Origin of the sequence: Bacillus sp. YBsi01 (genome assembly GCF_038406745.1) — a bacterium.
Lineage (GTDB): Bacteria > Bacillota > Bacilli > Bacillales > Bacillaceae > Bacillus > Bacillus siamensis.
The window spans coordinates 216,515-235,101 of record NZ_CP151679.1; the positions used below are offsets into that span (position 1 = coordinate 216,515).

19 protein-coding genes are annotated in these 18,587 nt (G+C 47.8%); 17 read left to right on the forward strand and 2 right to left on the reverse strand.

The window, feature by feature from the left end:
- Positions 1 to 59 precede the first annotated feature (59 nt).
- The 10 genes from AADZ70_RS01200 to AADZ70_RS01245 all read left to right on the forward strand — a co-directional run bounded on the left by AADZ70_RS01200 (position 60) and on the right by AADZ70_RS01245 (position 11,821).
- Positions 60 to 1,496, forward strand: coding sequence for an FAD-binding oxidoreductase (locus AADZ70_RS01200; protein ID WP_342007572.1), 1,437 nt, complete (start codon positions 60 to 62; stop codon positions 1,494 to 1,496).
- The gene (locus AADZ70_RS01205; protein ID WP_198698672.1) at positions 1,493 to 2,035 is read left to right on the forward strand and encodes an MFS transporter; all 543 of its coding nucleotides are present in this window, start codon (positions 1,493 to 1,495) and stop codon (positions 2,033 to 2,035) included. Before AADZ70_RS01200 ends, AADZ70_RS01205 begins: the two co-directional genes overlap by 4 nt.
- 132 nt (positions 2,036 to 2,167) lie before the next feature.
- Entirely contained in the window at positions 2,168 to 3,205 is a 1,038-nt protein-coding gene (argC, locus tag AADZ70_RS01210; RefSeq protein WP_095240957.1) for an N-acetyl-gamma-glutamyl-phosphate reductase, read from the forward strand.
- Between the two features lie 22 nt (positions 3,206 to 3,227).
- Positions 3,228 to 4,445 carry a bifunctional ornithine acetyltransferase/N-acetylglutamate synthase gene (gene argJ, locus AADZ70_RS01215; RefSeq protein ID WP_342007573.1) on the forward strand — a complete coding sequence of 406 codons (1,218 nt, stop codon included), beginning with the start codon at positions 3,228 to 3,230 and terminating at the stop codon, positions 4,443 to 4,445.
- A 14-nt stretch (positions 4,446 to 4,459) separates the two neighbouring features.
- A complete protein-coding gene (gene argB / locus AADZ70_RS01220) occupies positions 4,460 to 5,236 on the forward strand; it encodes an acetylglutamate kinase (RefSeq protein WP_016938257.1) in 777 nt (258 codons plus the stop codon).
- Entirely contained in the window at positions 5,233 to 6,390 is a 1,158-nt protein-coding gene (locus AADZ70_RS01225) for an acetylornithine transaminase (protein WP_342007574.1), read from the forward strand. The genes argB and AADZ70_RS01225 overlap by 4 nt, the downstream gene beginning before the upstream one ends.
- A gap of 69 nt (positions 6,391 to 6,459) precedes the next feature.
- Positions 6,460 to 7,518, forward strand: coding sequence for a carbamoyl phosphate synthase small subunit (locus AADZ70_RS01230; RefSeq protein ID WP_342007575.1), 1,059 nt, complete (start codon positions 6,460 to 6,462; stop codon positions 7,516 to 7,518).
- Positions 7,511 to 10,606 carry a carbamoyl phosphate synthase large subunit gene (locus AADZ70_RS01235; RefSeq protein ID WP_342007576.1) on the forward strand — a complete coding sequence of 1,032 codons (3,096 nt, stop codon included), beginning with the start codon at positions 7,511 to 7,513 and terminating at the stop codon, positions 10,604 to 10,606. The genes AADZ70_RS01230 and AADZ70_RS01235 overlap by 8 nt, the downstream gene beginning before the upstream one ends.
- The gene (gene argF / locus AADZ70_RS01240; protein ID WP_342007577.1) at positions 10,594 to 11,565 is read left to right on the forward strand and encodes an ornithine carbamoyltransferase; all 972 of its coding nucleotides are present in this window, start codon (positions 10,594 to 10,596) and stop codon (positions 11,563 to 11,565) included. The genes AADZ70_RS01235 and argF overlap by 13 nt, the downstream gene beginning before the upstream one ends.
- A gap of 76 nt (positions 11,566 to 11,641) precedes the next feature.
- Positions 11,642 to 11,821 carry a YjzC family protein gene (locus tag AADZ70_RS01245; RefSeq protein ID WP_016938252.1) on the forward strand — a complete coding sequence of 60 codons (180 nt, stop codon included), beginning with the start codon at positions 11,642 to 11,644 and terminating at the stop codon, positions 11,819 to 11,821.
- Positions 11,822 to 11,857: 36 nt separating this feature from the next.
- Here AADZ70_RS01245 and AADZ70_RS01250 read toward each other — a convergent pair whose 3' ends face one another.
- On the reverse strand, positions 11,858 to 12,043 hold the full coding sequence (locus AADZ70_RS01250; RefSeq protein ID WP_016938251.1) for a YjzD family protein: 186 nt from the start codon (positions 12,041 to 12,043) through the stop codon (positions 11,858 to 11,860).
- A gap of 261 nt (positions 12,044 to 12,304) precedes the next feature.
- Here AADZ70_RS01250 and AADZ70_RS01255 point away from each other — a divergent pair, with 261 nt between their 5' ends.
- The 4 genes from AADZ70_RS01255 to AADZ70_RS01270 all read left to right on the forward strand — a co-directional run bounded on the left by AADZ70_RS01255 (position 12,305) and on the right by AADZ70_RS01270 (position 14,934).
- Positions 12,305 to 13,039, forward strand: coding sequence for a hypothetical protein (locus AADZ70_RS01255; protein WP_342007578.1), 735 nt, complete (start codon positions 12,305 to 12,307; stop codon positions 13,037 to 13,039).
- An 82-nt stretch (positions 13,040 to 13,121) separates the two neighbouring features.
- Positions 13,122 to 13,688 carry a hypothetical protein gene (locus AADZ70_RS01260; protein ID WP_342007579.1) on the forward strand — a complete coding sequence of 189 codons (567 nt, stop codon included), beginning with the start codon at positions 13,122 to 13,124 and terminating at the stop codon, positions 13,686 to 13,688.
- An 88-nt stretch (positions 13,689 to 13,776) separates the two neighbouring features.
- Complete coding sequence (locus AADZ70_RS01265; RefSeq protein WP_264819967.1) at positions 13,777 to 14,730, forward strand: BMP family ABC transporter substrate-binding protein; 954 nt, start codon at positions 13,777 to 13,779, stop codon at positions 14,728 to 14,730.
- A 12-nt stretch (positions 14,731 to 14,742) separates the two neighbouring features.
- The gene (locus AADZ70_RS01270) at positions 14,743 to 14,934 is read left to right on the forward strand and encodes a ComZ family protein (RefSeq protein WP_003155061.1); all 192 of its coding nucleotides are present in this window, start codon (positions 14,743 to 14,745) and stop codon (positions 14,932 to 14,934) included.
- A 29-nt stretch (positions 14,935 to 14,963) separates the two neighbouring features.
- Here AADZ70_RS01270 and AADZ70_RS01275 read toward each other — a convergent pair whose 3' ends face one another.
- Positions 14,964 to 15,191, reverse strand: coding sequence for a hypothetical protein (locus tag AADZ70_RS01275; protein WP_264819968.1), 228 nt, complete (start codon positions 15,189 to 15,191; stop codon positions 14,964 to 14,966).
- Between the two features lie 165 nt (positions 15,192 to 15,356).
- Between AADZ70_RS01275 and AADZ70_RS01280 the strand changes: the two genes are divergently transcribed.
- The 3 genes from AADZ70_RS01280 to AADZ70_RS01290 all read left to right on the forward strand — a co-directional run bounded on the left by AADZ70_RS01280 (position 15,357) and on the right by AADZ70_RS01290 (position 18,428).
- The gene (locus AADZ70_RS01280) at positions 15,357 to 16,295 is read left to right on the forward strand and encodes a beta-ketoacyl-ACP synthase III (protein WP_342007580.1); all 939 of its coding nucleotides are present in this window, start codon (positions 15,357 to 15,359) and stop codon (positions 16,293 to 16,295) included.
- Positions 16,296 to 16,318: 23 nt separating this feature from the next.
- Positions 16,319 to 17,557 (forward strand): beta-ketoacyl-ACP synthase II, encoded by a 1,239-nt coding sequence (gene fabF / locus AADZ70_RS01285; protein WP_029575326.1) that lies wholly within the window; start codon positions 16,319 to 16,321, stop codon positions 17,555 to 17,557.
- Between the two features lie 85 nt (positions 17,558 to 17,642).
- A complete protein-coding gene (locus tag AADZ70_RS01290) occupies positions 17,643 to 18,428 on the forward strand; it encodes a DUF2268 domain-containing protein (RefSeq protein WP_342007581.1) in 786 nt (261 codons plus the stop codon).
- Positions 18,429 to 18,587: the final 159 nt, after the last annotated feature.

Here is an 18,587-nt window from a genome sequence, read left to right on the forward strand (position 1 = left end):
GGAAAAAAGAGGGCGGAAGTCGTGATATAATAGACCGGCTGCACGCGAGGGAGGAACATATGAAGAAAAAAATACTTCTCATTATCCTTAGCATCCTAGTTTATACGGCGCTGTTCGCTGTTTCTGTCTTCCACAAAGAGCGGCATCAGCAGGCGGGAACAATGACGGATGTCAGCCGTCTCATGCCCGTGAAAATTAAGCAGACGGTCAAAGGAAAAGAGAAAGAAACATTGGTCGAAACGATTAAGGAAGCAAAGAGAAAGCATCTGAAGATTTCGATCGCAGGCGCCCAGCATTCAATGGGCGGCCAGACGTATTATGAAGACGGTATCGTTCTCGACATGACGGGGTACAACAAAATACTCGGTCTCGACCGAAAGAAAAAAATCATCAGAGTGCAGGCGGGGGCGACGTGGAATGATATTCAGCGGTATGTCAATCCGTACGGGCTCGCGGTAAAGGTCATGCAGTCGCAAAACATTTTTACGATCGGCGGCTCACTGAGCGCCAACGCTCACGGCCGGGATATCCGGTACGGCTCGCTGATTGATACGGTTAAATCGTTTCATCTTTTAAAGGCGGACGGCAAAATCGTTACGGTCACCCCGAAAGATGACCTGTTTTCAGCCGTCATCGGCGGGTACGGCCTGTTCGGTGTGATTCTTGACGCAGATATTGAGCTGACAGATGATGAGCTGTACGAAATGAAAACGAAACGCATGAACGCTGATACATACAGTCAATATTTTACCCGGCATGTACAGCACAATCCTGCCGTGCGCATGCATCTTGCGCGGATCACAACAGGGGATAAAGGCTTTTTGCGCGATATGTATGTGACTGATTACACGCTCTCAGACAATCAGACTGAATTAAAGCAGCACAATGACCTGAAAGAAGATGAGCATCCGGCGCTGACGAAATTCGCGCTCGGCCTCTCCCGCCGGTATGACTGGGGAAGAAATTGGCTCTGGTCGGCCCAGCAGTCTTATTTTCTCAGCCAAAACGGCGTGAAAATCTCCAGGAATAATGTCATGAGGTCAGAATCGAAATTTTTGGAATATGAAAACACGGACAACACCGACGTGCTTCAGGAATACTTCGTGCCCGTCGGCGAATTTGCGCCGTACATTCATGATTTGCGCACGGCGCTGTCACACGAAGATCTCAATCTCGTAAATATTACGATCCGCTACGTGCAAAAAAATGAAAAAGCCGACCTGTCATATGCAAAGGATGATATGTTTTCGCTCGTTCTATTAATCAATGAAGGATTTTCAAAAGACAGCCAGGCGAGTGCGGCGCGGATCGTCAGAAAAATGACGGACACGGCATTGCGCCACGGCGGCAGCTATTATCTGCCGTATATGCTGTACCAAACGAAAGAGCAGATGCGCGAGGCGTATCCGAAGACCGACATGTTCTTTCAGAAAAAGCGCAAGTATGATCCGGATGACTTGTTTATGAATTATTTTTATCAGAGGTACAAATCATGAAACACAATCATTTAAAATGGCTGATCCTGTCTCAGAGCAGTGTCTTTTTTGCCGGCAGCTTGATCTTTCCTTTTTATATTTTATTTATTAAAAACATCGGTTCCAGCTACACGCAATTCGGTCTCTCATACGGCTTGTTCGGCCTGAGCGGCGCTTTGATTCATCCGCTGCTCGGCCGGCTGTCGGCAAGACTTGATCCCCGCTGGTTCCTTATGGCGAATTCGTGGGGCATGGCGGTGCTTCTCCTGACGCTCCCGTACATCACCGGTGTGCACCAGGTTTATGTTGTACAGGTGCTTTTGGGCCTGTTCGGCGCCATGCAAAAACACGGCGAAAAAATAGTGATCGCCGATTACACCGACGGCGGGGAGCGGGGGAAAAAAGTCGGCAGCTACCATTTTTGGACGGCCGTATTTTCCGCTGCCGCCATCATTCTGGGCGGCTTTCTCGCTGACTTCTTTACGGTTCACATTATTTTTTACGCAAGCTCTGTGCTGTTTTTTATAAGCGGGCTGATGATGCTGAAGAAAACAGGCTGATTGAATCAGCCTGTTTTTTTGTCGGCAAAAACAGATGGAAAATGAATAAAAAATATTAAATATACAATTGAATTAATTTTTATTCATGTTATAATGTTAAATAATTTCACAAAAACCAAGAAGGTGAACCCGTTGAAAATTGGTATTATAGGCGCAACTGGCTATGGAGGCGCCGAACTTGTCAGGATTCTTAACCATCACCCTTATACAGATAATTGTATATTATATTCATCGAGCGATGAAGGAAAGGCATATGATGCTTCATATCCGCATTTGAGAAATATAGCGCCGCAATCACTTCAGCCGCTTCATATAGAAACGATTCGCAACGAAATTGATGTGATGTTCATAGCCGCGCCGCCCGGCGTTTCCGGAGAGTGGTCGCCGAAGCTGGCGGAGGCAGGCATTCCGGTCATTGATCTTTCCGGCGATCTGCGGATTCAAAACCCGGCCGTGTATGAAAAGTGGTATAAGCGGCAGGCCGCTCCGGAAGAAACGATTCAAAACGCGGTTTACGGTTTAGCCGAACTGCAAAAAGAAGAAATTCAGAATGCAAAGCTGATTGCCAATCCGGGGTGTTTTCCGACGGCTGTGCTTCTCGGGCTCGCTCCGCTGGCGAAAAATAAGCTTTTACAAGATTCATTTCTGATTGTTGATGCGAAGACAGGCGTATCCGGCGCCGGCCGAAAAGCTTCCATGGGCACTCATTATTCTGAGCTGAATGATAATTTCAAAATTTATAAGGTTAATGAGCATCAGCACACTCCGGAAATTGAACAGCAATTGGCGGCATGGCAGCCCGGCACAGGTCCGATCACGTTTTCCGCTCATTTGGCGCCGATGACAAGGGGCATTATGGCGACGATGTATACCGACGCCCCTCCGGGAATGTCTTCTGCACAATTAAGAGAGTTTTATTCCGAATTTTACAAAGATTCATATTTTGTGAGAATTAGGCCGGAAGGTGAATTCCCGGCGACGAAAGAAGTGTACGGCAGCAACTTTTGTGACATCAGTGTCACTGTGGATGAACGAACAAACCGCGTGACCATCGTTTCTGTCATAGATAATCTGATGAAAGGCGCCGCCGGGCAGGCGGTTCAAAATTTAAATATCATGAATGGCTGGCAGGAAGAAACGGGACTTATGATGACGCCAGTCTATCCATAGAACGAAAGAGGGATTCAAAAATATGATTCAGCTGAGTGAGAAAATCACGAAAATCAAAGGCGGCGTATCTTCGCCGAAAGGGTTTGAGGCAAAGGGCGTCCACTGCGGGCTGCGCTATTCAAAAAAAGATCTCGGGGCGATTATCAGCGAGACGCCTGCAGTCAGTGCAGCGGTATATACGCAGAGCCATTTTCAGGCAGCACCCTTGAAAGTGACGCAAGAGAGCTTGAAAAAAGAGGCCGTGCTTCAGGCGGTTATTGTCAACAGCGCGATTGCCAACGCTTGTACGGGAGACCAAGGTTTAAAGGACGCTTATGAAATGCGGGACGGCTTCGCAAGCCAGCTCGGGATTGAGCCGGAGCTTGTTGCGGTTTCATCAACCGGGGTGATCGGCGAGCTGTTAGACATGGAAAAAATTCAGGCGGGCATTGAGCAGCTCGGTCAAGCGCCTGCAGTGTCCGGAGCTTTTGAAGAAGCCATTTTGACGACGGATACGGTGACGAAACAGACGTGTTATGAACTGGTGATCGGCGAAGACATCATCACGATCGGCGGAGCGGCGAAAGGCTCCGGCATGATCCACCCCAACATGGCGACAATGCTCGGCTTTGTCACAACGGATGCAGCCGTGGAAGAGCAGGCGCTTAAAAACGCGCTTAGAGAGATCACGGATGTTTCATTTAACCAAATCACCGTTGACGGAGAAACATCGACGAATGACATGGTGCTCGTGATGGCGAATGGCTGCGCCGGGAATGATTGCCTGACGGAGCAGCATTCCGACTGGCCGGCTTTTAAAAAGGGGCTGAAGCTTGTATGCGAAGACCTTGCCAAAGATATTGCCAGAGACGGTGAAGGAGCGACGAAATTAATTGAAGCCAAAGTCGAAGGCGCGAAAAATAATCTTGAAGCGAATATCATCGCCAAAAAAATCGTCGGTTCAAGCCTTGTGAAAACCGCCGTTTACGGCACTGATGCCAACTGGGGTCGCATCGTCGGCGCAATCGGGCACAGTGCGGCAAGCGTAACGGCCGAACAAGTGGAAGTTTTCCTCGGCGGTCAGTGTCTGTTTAAACACAACGAACCTCAGCCGTTTTCAGAGACTGACGCCAAGGAGTACTTATCAGGTGATGAAATTACGATCGCAGTCCGCCTGCAAGAAGGCGCCGGCAGCGGCCGGGCATGGGGCTGTGACTTAACCTATGACTATATCAAAATCAATGCGAGCTATCGCACATAACAAAGGGGAGCGGCATGAAGAAAACCATTGTTTTTAAGTGCGGCGGCAGCGTGATCCGCGAGTTATCCGCCGCTTTTTTTCAAAATGTAAAAGAGCTTATGCAATCGGGCTGGAATATTGCCGTCGTGCATGGCGGCGGTCCGGAAATTTCACAAATGCTGAAAACATTGCAAATTGAAACGGAATTTGTCGATGGGCAGCGGAAAACGACCAAACCGGTGCTGGAAACAGCCGAAATGGTCTTGTCAGGAACGGTCAATAAATTTTTCGTAACCGAACTCGCGAAAAACGGGCTGAAAGCTGCGGGAATCTCAGGAAAGGACGGCGGTCTCCTTCAAGCATCCTATCTTGATCAAGACAAATACGGAGAAGTCGGTGAAATCCAAAAAACCGATCCGTCCATTATTCAAGCACTAATGAAAGAAGGCATCATACCCGTTATCGCTCCGCTTTCCATGACAAGTGATTTCGAAACGCTGAACGTCAACGCAGACGCAGCAGCTTCGGCCGTCGCTTCAGCCTTACAAGCCGATAAACTTTTATTTGTCACGGATGTCGAAGGAATTATGGATGGAGAGAACCGGCTGGAGACGTTGACGCCGCGGGAGATTCAGACCCTCATCGATGGCGGTGTCATTTCGGGAGGGATGATTCCGAAGGTGAAGTCGGCATTATCGGCACTGAGTGAAGATGTCGCGGAAGTCATGATCGTAAACGGAAAAGGAGCTTTTTTCACCGATCAAGCCTTCCAAGGAACAAAAATCGTCAAGGAAAAGGAGAGCGTGTCATGAGCAGCTTATTTCAAACCTACAGCCGCTGGCCTATCGATATCAAAAAAGCGAAAGGGACAATCGCAGAGGATGTAAACGGAAAAACGTATCTGGATTTTATTCAGGGCATCGCCGTTTCCAATCTCGGCCATTGTCATGATGCGGTGACAGAAGCGGTCAAAGAACAGCTTGACAGCGTATGGCACGTTTCCAATCTGTTTGAAAATGACCTTCAGGAAAAAGCCGCGGCAAAGCTTGCCGAACATAGCGCGGGGGACCTTGTTTTCTTCTGCAACAGCGGGGCTGAAGCGAATGAAGGCGCCATTAAGCTTGCCCGTAAAGCAACGGGAAAAACAAAAATCGTGACATTCCGGCAATCCTTTCACGGACGGACATATGCGGGAATGGCCGCCACCGGACAAGACAAAATCAAAGCCGGTTTCGGACCGATGCTCCAAGGATTTCACTATCTTCCGTTTAATGATCCGTCAGCATTCAGCACGCTTTCAAAAGAGGATGATATCGCCGCCGTCATGCTTGAGACGGTGCAGGGAGAAGGGGGAGTCCATCCCGCCGACCCGGAATTCATCGCAGCCTTACAGACGTTTTGCAAAGACAGGCAGACGCTGATTATCATAGACGAGATTCAAACCGGAATCGGCCGGACGGGGAAAGCATTCGGCTATGAGCATTTCGGCATTTCTCCGGACATCATCACCGTTGCGAAAGGGCTTGGAAACGGTTTTCCCGTCGGGGCCGTGATCGGCAAAAAGAAGCTTGGCGAAGCCTTCACGCCGGGTACGCATGGTACGACTTTCGGCGGCAATAAGCTTGCCATGGCAGCCGTGAATGCAACCTTGGACATTGTGTTTCAGCCGGACTTTCTCCAGGCTGCGGCCGGCAAAGGCTCTTTTTTAAAAGACCGGCTGAAAAGTGAGCTGACAGGGCCTTTTGTAAAAGATATCCGCGGAAAAGGGCTATTAATCGGTATTGAATGCGCAGGTTCCGTTTCCGGCATTATCGGAGACTTGCAGGAACGCGGGCTTCTCGTGCTTCCGGCCGGACCGAATGTCATCAGGCTGCTCCCGCCGCTTACGGTTTCTGAAGAGGAAATGCTCTCGGCCGTCAGTATGCTGAAAGCAGCGATAGAAGCGCATACCGCAGTGAAACGATAATTTTTTTTTGCTATAAAGGTATAAAAATTCATGTTTTTAATTAATTATTCATCAAAAGGTGGGCTTTAGATGAAAGGCTATTTAGTATTGGAAGACGGAACATCATTTGGCGGTGATCTTGAAAAAGAAGCATGCTGTGTTGGCGAAGCGGTTTTTTTCACCGGAATGACGGGTTATCAGGAAGTGCTTACGGACCCGTCATATAAGGGCCAGATCATTGTTTTTACGTATCCGCTGATCGGAAACTACGGAATTAATGAAAAAGACCTTGAGAGTAAGATTCCTCAAGTCAAGGCCGTTGTCGTGTATGAAGCGTGTGAACATTTTTCTCACCATGAAGCAGTCTCAAGTTTGAGAGAGTATTTAAATAAATGGAACATCCCGCTTTTAACTGAAGTGGACACACGGGCCGTCGTCAAAACCATCCGCTCCGGCGGCACGATGAATGCTGCCGTGTCAACAACAGAAGAAGTTCCGGCGGCATCCGGAACAGAAAACCCGGCTGAGCTGGCGCAGGCCGAAGAGATCACCTCTATGGGAGACGGAGACCGGCATATTGCGCTAATTGATTTCGGCTATAAAAAATCAATCGCTTCGTCGCTTGTAAAGCGCGGCTGTAAAGTAACGGTCGTTCCGTATCACCAGATGAACGCCGTTTATGATATTCGGCCTGACGGAATCGTGCTTTCAAACGGACCTGGGGACCCGAAAGCGATTGCTCCGTACATGGACCGGATTAAGGCTTTACTGAATGCTTTCCCCGCACTCGGCATTTGTCTCGGACATCAGCTGATTGCCCTCGCTTTCGGAGGGAATACGTATAAACTGCCGTTCGGGCACAGGGGAGCCAACCATCCCGTTATTGACCGGAAAACGAAACGGGTGTTTATGACAAGCCAGAACCACAGCTACGTCGTCGATGAAGCATCAATTGACCAAAATGAGCTGTCGATCAGATTCCATCATGTCAATGACACATCAGTGGAAGGACTCATTCACAACCGCCTTCCCGTAATAAGCGTACAGTTCCACCCTGAAGCTCATCCCGGACCGGCTGAGAGCGAGTGGATATTTGATGAATTTCTAGAGAAAGTGATACCAGCAAGGAGAGAAATCGCTCATGCCTAAAGATACAACCATTTCCAGCATATTAGTCATCGGCTCAGGCCCGATCATCATCGGCCAGGCGGCTGAATTTGATTATTCAGGAACGCAGGGATGCATGGCTCTGAAAGAAGAAGGATACCGTGTTATTCTCGTCAACAACAATCCGGCAACAATTATGACGGATGAGGCGTTTGCTGATGAAATTTATTTTGAACCGCTCACGACCGAAAGCATCGAAGCCATCATTGAAAAAGAAAAACCGGACGGCCTCCTTGCCAATTTGGGTGGCCAGACGGCGTTGAATTTAGCTGTTAAGCTTGAAGAAGCAGGCGTGCTGAAGAAGCATAATGTCAAGCTTTTAGGAACATCAGTGGAGACCATTCAAAAAGGCGAAGACCGGGAGCGGTTCCGGGCCCTGATGAAGGAGCTCGACCAGCCCGTTCCGGAAAGCGAAATCGTCGACAACGAAGAAGATGCCCTCCGCTTCGCTGAGTCTATCGGATTTCCGGTTATTCTGAGACCGGCGTATACGTTAGGCGGAAAGGGAGGCGGAATCGCGAAAACGAAAGAAGCATTTCAAACGCTGATTAAACAGGCGCTGTTGGCAAGCCCGATCAGCCAATGCCTCGTCGAAAAAAGCATCGCCGGTTTTAAAGAAATCGAATATGAGGTCATGCGTGACAGAAATCATACATGCATCACCGTCTGCAACATGGAAAACATTGATCCCGTCGGCGTGCATACAGGAGACTCGATCGTAGTCGCGCCGTCCCAGACGTTAACGGATGAAGAATATCAGATGCTGCGTTCGGCAAGTTTGGCGATTATTTCAGCACTGGATGTGGTCGGCGGCTGCAACATTCAATTTGCGCTGGATCCGTTCAGCAAACAGTACTATGTCATTGAAGTGAACCCGCGTGTCAGCCGCTCTTCAGCTCTCGCATCAAAAGCGACCGGCTATCCGATTGCCAAAATGGCGGCGAAACTTGCCGTCGGCTATACGCTTGATGAACTGAAAAATCCGCTGACGGGCTCTACTTATGCAAGCTTTGAACCGGCGCTGGATTATGTCATCGTCAAGTTCCCGCGCTGGCCGTTTGATAAATTTAAACATGCCGACCGCACACTCGGAACGAAGATGAAAGCGACGGGAGAGGTCATGGCGATCGAAAGAAACATGGAAGCAGCCATTCAAAAAGCGGCCGCCTCCCTTGAGCTGAAAACGATCGGCACCCGCCTTCCTGAACTCGGCGGCTTTACGGTCAGTCAGCTGTGGGACTTAGCGGTAACACCGGATGACCGGAGATTCTTCGTTGTCATGGAACTGTTAAGCCGCGGTGTAACGATAGAAGACATTCATTCTAAAACGAAAATTGACCCGTTTTTCCTTCATGTATTCCGAAATATCATCACATTGGAAAACAAGCTGATGGAAGAAGGAGATCATCTGTCTGTCCCGCTTTTAAAGCAGGCGAAGGTAAAAGGCTTCACGGACGTCATGATCGCGTCTCTTACGGGAAAAACGGAAGAAGACATCCGCGCTCTCAGAAAGAAAGCAGATATCGTCCCGTCGTTTAAAATCGTAGATACATGCGCCGCTGAATTTGATGCCAAGACCAATTATTTCTACTCCACCTATCTCGGAGAAAGCGATGGAGATATCAGCCGAAAAGAGAAAAAACGGGCGCTCATCATAGGATCAGGCCCGATCCGTATCGGTCAGGGAGTGGAATTTGACTACAGCGCAGTCCACGGCGTCCTGACCCTGCAAAAGCTGGGCTATGAAACGATTATGATCAATAACAATCCGGAAACGGTAAGCACCGATTACGAAATTGCCGACAGGCTCTATTTTGAACCGCTGACATCAGAGCATATTTTAAACGTGGCGGAGCATGAAAACATTGATTTTGCCATCGTCCAGTTTGGGGGACAGACCGCTATCAATGCCGCTGAATCATTGGAAAAAGCGGGCATTAAGCTGCTCGGAACATCCTTTAGAACCCTGGATGCGCTGGAGGATCGGGATCTGTTTTATCGGCTGCTTGATGAGCTTGATCTGAAACATGCCAAAGGGGAAACGGCTTATACGAAAGAAGAAGCCGCGGAAAAAGCAAGCCGCATCGGGTATCCCGTGCTGATCCGTCCGTCTTATGTCATCGGGGGGATGGGCATGATCATCGTGGATTCAGAAGCGCAACTGTCAGACCTGCTGGAAAAAGAAGCGGGCATGCCGTATCCGATTTTGATCGACCAGTACATTACAGGAAAAGAATTGGAGATCGATCTGATTTCCGACGGACATGAAGTATTCGTTCCGACTTACACAGAACACATTGAACGGGCCGGTATCCATTCAGGCGACAGTTTTGCGATTCTGCCGGGTCCGTCCGTCACACTTGATATGCAGCGGGAAATAAAAAAGGCTGCCGAAAAAATTGCGGTAAAACTGGGTTTCAAAGGCATTATGAACATTCAGTTTGTCATTGATGACAAAGGGGATATTCTCGTTCTTGAAGTGAATCCGCGGGCAAGCCGCACCGTTCCTGTCGTGTCTAAGGTGATGGGAGTGCCGATGATCCCGCTTGCCGCCAGACTGCTGGCCGGAGCTTCCCTGAAAGACCTTAAGCCCGAGGTTCAAAATCAGCATGGAACGGCTGTGAAATTCCCGGTATTTTCTTCTCACGCCATTCAGGATGTTGACGTAAAGCCGGGACCGGAAATGAAGTCGACAGGAGAAGGGATGTGTGTCGCCTTTGACGCAGAAAGCGCCCTGAAAAAAATCTACGCGCATGTCTGGGAGAAAAAAGGAAGCGTCTATCTGGAAGGCGGAGATGAGGAACTGGCACGGCAGGCTCAAGCGGCGGGATTCACCGTGTGCAAAGACTCTTTTGAGGCCTGGGCGGATCGGAAGGATAAAGCGGTCCATATTAATTTCAATCATTCTGAAGAAGCGCGCAAACAGCGGATTGAAGCCATGACGCATGGCGTGACGGTCTTTACTGAACCGGAAACCGCAAAGGCATTTTTAGCAAGCGGCTCCGGCAAACCTCAGCCTGTATCGCTTAAAGATCTTTATCAAAAGGATGTGGCATCATGCACACAGTAAAAGCGGAACATACTTTAACCCATTTGTACGGCAAAGATTTTCTTTCCTTGAAGGATTTCAGCCCTTCTGACATTAACGGGCTTCTGACAGAAGCTTCATTATTAAAACAGCATCCGATACAGCCGATTTTTCAAGGAAAAACATTGGCGATGATTTTTGAAAAATCTTCAACCCGCACGCGTGTATCGTTTGAAGCGGGCATGGCTCAGCTCGGAGGAACAGGACTATTTCTTTCAAGCAGCGACCTGCAGCTTGGACGGGGAGAGACGGTCGCGGATACGGCGAAGGTGCTGTCCGGATTCGTTGATGCCATTATGATCCGCACCTTTGAGCATAAAAAAGTCGAGGAACTTGCCGAGCATGCACACATTCCCGTCATAAACGGGCTGACCGACCGGTACCACCCGTGTCAGGCACTCGCGGATCTGTTAACGATACAAGAAATAAAAGGAGAGCTGAAAGGAGTAAAAGTCGCCTATATCGGTGACGGAAATAATGTGGCGCATTCACTTATGATCGGCTGCGCAAAAATGGGCTGTGACATTGCGATTGCTTCGCCGAAAGGCTATGAAGTAGAGGAAGAGGCGGTAAATGCCGCAAAAGAAGCTGCGGCTGTTTCCGGAGCGGAGATCATCCTTACCGAAAATCCGCAGGAAGCGGTGCAGGATGCAGACGTGATTTACTCCGACGTCTTTACGAGCATGGGGCAGGAAGAAGAGATGCAGCAGCGGCTGAACGTGTTTGCCCCGTACCAAGTCAACGCCTCACTCGTCAGTCTCGCCAAACCTGACTATACCTTTTTGCACTGTCTGCCCGCGCATCGGGAGGAAGAGGTCACGTCCGAGATAATTGACGGCCCGAACTCTGCGGTATTCCAGCAGGCGGAAAACCGGCTTCACGCGCAAAAAGCGCTCTTGAAAGCTCTTCTTTACAAACAGGATGAACAAAAAAACCGCTGAGCCTCATTCAGCGGTTTTTTAATATTTTCCCGTATACAAGCGCATACTACATGAAAAAGAAAAAGGAGGAAATGACGTGGGACAGCAGCATCAATTCCGACCGGGACAAAAAGCGCCGAATAACGGTGTGTACGTTGAAATAGGCGAAACGGGAAGTATGGTCAAAAATCCGCAAAAAATCAAGCTTACAGCGGGAGAAATGTTTCCTGAGACTTCAAATCACAACAGATTATGGACATATCAACGAAAACCGTGAACACAAAAAAACCTGCTGAATAGCAGGTTTTTTTAATTAATGCTGGCTTGCATCCTGTTTGACAGGCATGACTTCCGCAAGAACAAACACAAGCACCGCGATAACCACGGCGATAACGGATGATTGCTTGAAGTTGTATGCCGCGCTGTTCATGGAGGCGATCAAATAACAGGCCATATGTGTTAAAAGGAACGTCCAAATAAAACCGATAACTAACCGCACGTTTCCACCTCGTCCTTCATTTTATTCTACGTTGTATCATACCATACATAAGGCGCGGGCGGAAGGTCAATTTCGCATCAAAAAGCCCCGCCCTAAAACTGACTTTTTCCCGCCTGTCCGGCCGTCTGACAGAAAATACGGTCCCCGCACCGGTATAATAGCCAAAACATAGAAGCAACTAGGGGTTTAACTGATCCGTTTTCATTCTTCTTACATATGATAGCCAATAGAGAAACTAGGAGTAAAAGGAGGCGGAAAGGCATGGGGATAACGGAAAGATTTTTCCAACTCGGATCTGAGCTGAACGTCATCCATCTGCCGTATCGGCCGAACGGCTTCTGTATCTTTATTCTTGGGGACAGAACTCACTTTGTCAGCGGGGATTCAAGCTTTTGGCTCGAACATGAAGGGAGAAACCAGCTGTTAAATACGCTGCGTGACAGAGGTTATACAATCTTCAACAGCAATTTATACGGCAGGCACTGGGGATCGGAAAAAGCCGCCGCTTACGCCAGGCAGCTGATTCATTATGTGCTGAAACAAGAAACCCTCAACCCGAAGATACACTTGCTTGCAGAAGGCATGGGCGCTCTCATCGCCGATCAACTGCTGCAATCTTCGCCGGAGCATATCCGTTCAGCAGCAATGTTAGATCCTTGTCTTGACCTTCAAGCCCATTTTGAATCAGAGAAAGAAAATAAGTTTTTTTATAAGCAGTTTCTGAGAGAAACGGCTCAAAGCTTCGGTGTTTCTGAAAAAGAGGCAAGCTCGCTGACCTATCAGACCATCACCGGCTGCCGCACCAGCGTGCCGGTACATATATGGCAAAGAACGACCGGAGCGCCGTATCCGTATACCCTGCATGCGAACGCATATAAAGAAGCCCGGGAAAAGACCGGATGCAAGACTGATATCACGTACCACATGCTTGAGAATCCGGCGCGGATGTACAGAGCCATCTGCCGCTTTTTCCGCAGTCATGAAAAAGACCTGTAATGAATAGAATACAACAGCCATCTCTTTTCAGAGGGCTGTTTGGCTTGTACGTGAATGAAAAACCGGAAAGGCGGCAGATGTGATGAAGACAGCGCTGATCATTGGAGCAGATGAATTTCTCGGCCTTTCATTATGCGAACGGATGATGGATGAAGGTGTGCATGTTGATGTCATTTTGGATGAGCCGGAGGACAAAACGAGGCAGCTGTATTTAGAAGAACGTTTAATGTGGCTCGGGAGAAACGGGCTTTTTCAAATCATAGATGAAATCGGTGATAAGGAATACGATCGAATCTGCGTTCAATACGGGAGCGGATGTCTGCCTGAAGACAGAACGGAGGCTTTATATTGGATTGTTTACAACGAGGATCACGGAGACTGGGAAAAAAACGGCCAGCGGGACACGGTTAAAACGATTATTCTTCCGCCGCTTTACGGCCCGTGGACGGAAGCGAAAGAAGATGGTGAAAGCAGGGTCTTTTTAGAAGACGCAGTCTGCGGTCTGATGAATAAGCTTCAGGCGGACGGCACAGAGGACGAAAATCAGGTTATTACCCTGGAAATAATAGAAAAAACGCAAAAAACAGAAGCGGAAGAAAAAATTCAAGAGTGGAAAAGACAACTTTCATCAACATTCGACAATTTTTAAGAAATACCTTCCATGTTATGTGCATTACCGCTACAATAAATGTATATCAATTATACATGTTATGAGTAAAAAAGGGGTTGAACACGGCTTGATCACCAGGCTTGTCATGGTCTTTTCTGTCCTCCTTTTATTGAGCGGATGCGCACAAACTCCGTTTAAAGGGAAAATTGAGAAGGTCGGAATGCTTTTTCCCGATACCATCAGTGACCTGGTATGGGGCACAAAAGGTTACAAAGGTTTATTAGCGATACAATCTGAATTTAACGTTGACGTTTATTATAAAGAAAATATCAGATCTGATGAAGATATTTTAAAAGCGATAGATGATTTGCATAAAAAAGGAGTCAATCTTTTATACGGGCACGGAAATGAATACGAGGAAATCTTCAATATGATCAGTAAGGATTATCCCGACATGGAATTCGTCGTCGCAAACGGAACGGCGAAAAACGATAATGTCACAAGCGTTCATCTTATGGGAGAAGCGATGGGCTTTTTTGGGGGAATGACGGCCGCCCATATGTCAAAAACCAATGAGGTCGGCGTCATCGCCTCGTTTTTATGGCAGCCTGAGGTAGACGGCTTTATTAAAGGGGCAAAATATGAAAAGCCCGATATCACCGTCAATACTGAATTTACGGACCATTGGGATAACGGCAATGAAGCACTGCATCTTTATAAGAAGTTAAAAGAAGAAGGCACGGATGTTGTATATCCGGCCGGAGACGGGTATAATGTTCCTGTCATTCAGCAAATTAAAAAAGACGGGCTTTACGCCATCGGCTATGTCGCCGAGCAATCGAACCTCGGCAAAAACACGGTGCTGACAAGCACCGTGCAAAATGTAGACAAAGCCTATACAATAATCGCCGAGCAATATAATAACGGCACGCTCAAGAGCGGAGATCACAACTTCGATTTCAGGGAAGGAGTCGTTGAAATGGGGACGTTCAGCCCTCTGGTGGACAAAGCATTTCAAGACAAAATCTCAGACCTTGTAAAAACGTATAACCGAACAAATGAACTGCCGTCAAATGAATAGAGGTGGATACACATGCAGCATGAAAAGTCTCTTGAATTTATGCAGATCGCAATGAAATACCTGCCGGAAGCAAAGGCGGAGCTTGAGAAATCCGGCATTGATCTGTCTATGGAAATGATTCAGCCGTTTATGGATCTATTTACATCGGTCATGGCGGAAGCGTATGAGCTTGGCAGATCTGATGCCGGAGAGCTGAATAAATAAAGAGAGCCACTTTTTCATGAAGTGGCTTTTCACATGATTTTTTTCTTTATAGCGGATACCATCGATCCAAGCCCAAGGTCTTTAAATACTGGCTTTAATTGATCCAGGGAGTTCATGATGGAACCGAGCTGATTCATGACGTGATTGTAATCGATCTCCTGCTCTTCGTTTTCTGCCTGAGGCTGCTCCGGGTTTTCTTCCGGTTCTTTATCCCGGTCCCCGGAATTGCCGAACATCATTTTAGTGAAAATATCCATAATAAAGCCTCCTTTCATCTTCCTTATATTCTATGAGGAGCGGGAGCCGATAGTTTAGACGAATATATTGCCAACAGAAAAAAAATAGGGTAGAATTAGTACCTGATACTAATAATTGATCATAACTAATTAGTTTTAAATTCATTATAAAAAGGAGTATTTCCTATGAAAGCTGGAATTCTTGGTGTCGGCCGTTACATCCCGGAAAAAGTGCTGACAAATCATGATCTTGAACAAATGGTAGATACATCGGACGAGTGGATTCGTACGAGAACAGGTATAGAAGAAAGAAGAATCGCCGCTGAAGATATGTATTCATCCGGCATGGCCGCTGAGGCTGCGCAAAAAGCGCTTGATCAGGCGGGCGTTTCCGCTGAGGAGCTTGATATGATCCTCGTGGCGACGGTCACTCCCGACCAGTCTTTCCCTACTGTATCCTGTATGATACAAGAAAAGCTCGGGGCCAAAAAAGCGTGCGCGATGGATATCAGCGCCGCATGTGCGGGTTTTATGTACGGTATCGTAACCGCCAAACAATTCATTGAATCGCAAACATACAAACATGTTCTCGTAGTCGGAGTCGAAAAGCTTTCAAGCATTACTGACTGGGAAGACCGCAATACGGCTGTTCTGTTCGGGGACGGGGCCGGAGCGGCTGTCATCGGACCGGTCAGCGACGACAGAGGCATACTGTCATTTGAGCTCGGAGCAGACGGTACAGGCGGTCAGCACTTGTACTTAGATGAAAAAGGGCATACAATCATGCATGGAAGAGAAGTATTCAAATTCGCCGTCCGGCAAATGGGTGAATCAAGTGTAAATGTCATTGAAAAAGCCGGTCTTTCCAAAGAGGACGTAGACTTTTTGATTCCCCATCAGGCAAACATCCGCATTATGGAAGCGGCACGGGAACGTTTGGAGCTTCCGGTTGAAAAGATGTCTAAAACAGTCCATAAATATGGAAACACATCCGCAGCATCCATTCCGATTTCATTAGTAGAGGAACTGGAAGCAGGTAAAATTAAAGACGGCGATGTCATCGTCATGGTCGGTTTCGGCGGAGGATTGACATGGGGCGCCATAGCGGTGCGCTGGGGACGATAGAAAAAAGGTGAGGTGCACACATGATGAGTAAAAAAAGAGTAGTCGTTACAGGACTTGGAGCCTTGTCTCCGCTTGGCAACGACGCCGAAACAAGCTGGAAAAATGCAATTAGCGGCGTATCCGGAGTCGGACCGATCACACGTGTGGAATCGGACGAGTATCCGGCGAAAGTAGCTGCTGAACTGAAAGATTTCAATATTGAAAACTACATGGATAAAAAAGAAGCGAGAAAAATGGACCGCTTCACGCAATATGCTGTCGTAGCCGCGAAAATGGCTGTTGAAGATGCCGGTCTGAACATCACAGAAGAGATCGCGCCAAGAGTCGGCGTTTGGGTCGGTTCCGGAATCGGCGGCCTTGAAACGCTTGAATCCCAATTCGAAATCTTCCTGACAAAAGGGCCGAGACGGGTCAGCCCGTTCTTTGTTCCGATGATGATTCCGGATATGGCGACAGGCCAAATCTCAATCGCTCTCGGAGCAAAAGGAGTTAACTCCTGTACGGTGACGGCATGTGCGACGGGGACAAACTCTATCGGTGACGCGTTTAAAGTCATTCAGCGCGGCGATGCTGATGCGATGATTACGGGCGGAACGGAAGCGCCGCTGACAAGAATGTCATTTGCGGGCTTCAGCGCAAACAAAGCCCTTTCTACAAATCCTGATCCGAAAACGGCAAGCCGCCCGTTTGATAAAAACCGTGACGGCTTTGTCATGGGAGAAGGCGCGGGGATCGTCGTACTTGAAGAGCTTGAGCACGCGCTTGCCCGCGGTGCGAAAATCTACGGAGAAATTGTCGGTTACGGCTCAACGGGTGATGCTTACCACATTACCGCGCCTGCCCAAGACGGGGAAGGCGGTGCGAGAGCGATGCAAGAAGCAATCAAAGATGCGGGCATCAAGCCTGAAGAAATTGATTACATTAACGCTCACGGCACAAGCACGTACTACAATGACAAATACGAGACAAAAGCCATTAAGACCGTTTTCGGCGATCATGCGTACAAGCTTGCCATCAGCTCGACAAAATCAATGACGGGCCATTTGTTAGGCGCTGCCGGAGGAATTGAAGCCATCTTCTCCGTCATGGCGATTAAAGACAGCGTTATCCCGCCGACGATTAACATCGAAACACCTGATGAAGAGTGTGATTTAGATTATGTACCGGACAAAGCGCGCGAGCAGGATGTTAACATCGTTCTCAGCAACTCGCTCGGATTCGGCGGACATAATGCCACTTTGATCTTTAAAAAATATCAATAATACAGTTTTTTGACCGGCTGCCTGAAAAAGGCGGCCGGTTTTTTTTGTGCGTGCATATGATAACAACAAGAGGAGGCGAACCGGTATGAGCGTCAAGCAGACATATAAATGGATGGAAAAGGCGGCATCCATGAATGATTTGGCCCCGCACCTTTTGCCGCTTTTTTCAGGGGCCGAAAAGAAAGAGTGGAAGCCGATACTCGGGATGCTGCAAAACCACGGAATGTTCCGCCATCTGAAGGACGGCGTTAGGACCAGTAAACGGCTGAAAGAAAGAGGAAGCTACAGCCATATCCAAAAGGAGGAAGCTTATTTAAAGGAGAAGTGGAACGGGCCGGACGTGCCGATCGTTGTTTTGCCCGTTGATGAACGAAACCGGAAAATCCGTCTGGAATTCGGGTCAAAATCCGGTCTTGCTTTCCGGGACAAAATGTTTCTCTTCTTATCGTCGGATAGTTCCAATTCAGCTGTTTCCGCCCTTATGACACATGAATATAATCACGTCTGCCGGTTAGAACATGTGACAAAGGACGAAAAAGATGAGACATTACTTGATACAATCATGATGGAGGGGCTGGCAGAATATGCTGTATATGAGCGGTTCGGCTCAAGTCTTACGGCGGAATGGACGTCCTACTATACGTCTGAGCAGCTTAATTTTCTGTTTGAAAAAAGAGTCAAGCCGAACCTCCGATTAACGAGAGACAGCAGAATGTTTTCCCAGCTCTTATACGGAAAAGGATACTTCCCCTCAATGCTTGGTTATGCCGTCGGATTCAATATAGTAAAAAAATATTTAACCGATCATCAAAAAACAGTAAAAGAAGCATTGGCCATCCCTTCAAAAACCTTTCTGGAAGCAACGCTTTAAAAGATTAAAAGAATGGTAATTATTTAAGGATATTACATTTATCCTAAAAAATTCTTGCTTTTGTAATAATGATGTAATAATATACAACTATAAAATTTTTGACTATTCTATATTTTGTGATAGCGAAACGTATGTTTCCCTCTGCTGCAGCGGAATGAG

Bases quoted from the DNA above. Each gene is read 5' to 3' on its own strand.
- AADZ70_RS01200 (WP_342007572.1), top strand. From the start codon at position 60: ATGAAGAAAAAAATACTTCTCATTATCCTTAGCATCCTAGTTTATACG.
- AADZ70_RS01205 (WP_198698672.1), top strand. From the start codon at position 1,493: ATGAAACACAATCATTTAAAATGGCTGATCCTGTCTCAGAGCAGTGTC.
- argJ (WP_342007573.1), top strand. From the start codon at position 3,228: ATGATTCAGCTGAGTGAGAAAATCACGAAAATCAAAGGCGGCGTATCT.
- argB (WP_016938257.1), top strand. From the start codon at position 4,460: ATGAAGAAAACCATTGTTTTTAAGTGCGGCGGCAGCGTGATCCGCGAG.
- AADZ70_RS01225 (WP_342007574.1), top strand. From the start codon at position 5,233: ATGAGCAGCTTATTTCAAACCTACAGCCGCTGGCCTATCGATATCAAA.
- AADZ70_RS01230 (WP_342007575.1), top strand. From the start codon at position 6,460: ATGAAAGGCTATTTAGTATTGGAAGACGGAACATCATTTGGCGGTGAT.
- AADZ70_RS01235 (WP_342007576.1), top strand. From the start codon at position 7,511: ATGCCTAAAGATACAACCATTTCCAGCATATTAGTCATCGGCTCAGGC.
- argF (WP_342007577.1), top strand. From the start codon at position 10,594: ATGCACACAGTAAAAGCGGAACATACTTTAACCCATTTGTACGGCAAA.
- AADZ70_RS01255 (WP_342007578.1), top strand. From the start codon at position 12,305: ATGGGGATAACGGAAAGATTTTTCCAACTCGGATCTGAGCTGAACGTC.
- AADZ70_RS01260 (WP_342007579.1), top strand. From the start codon at position 13,122: ATGAAGACAGCGCTGATCATTGGAGCAGATGAATTTCTCGGCCTTTCA.
- AADZ70_RS01270 (WP_003155061.1), top strand. From the start codon at position 14,743: ATGCAGCATGAAAAGTCTCTTGAATTTATGCAGATCGCAATGAAATAC.
- AADZ70_RS01275 (WP_264819968.1), bottom strand. From the start codon at position 15,191: ATGGATATTTTCACTAAAATGATGTTCGGCAATTCCGGGGACCGGGAT.
- AADZ70_RS01280 (WP_342007580.1), top strand. From the start codon at position 15,357: ATGAAAGCTGGAATTCTTGGTGTCGGCCGTTACATCCCGGAAAAAGTG.
- fabF (WP_029575326.1), top strand. From the start codon at position 16,319: ATGAGTAAAAAAAGAGTAGTCGTTACAGGACTTGGAGCCTTGTCTCCG.
- AADZ70_RS01290 (WP_342007581.1), top strand. From the start codon at position 17,643: ATGAGCGTCAAGCAGACATATAAATGGATGGAAAAGGCGGCATCCATG.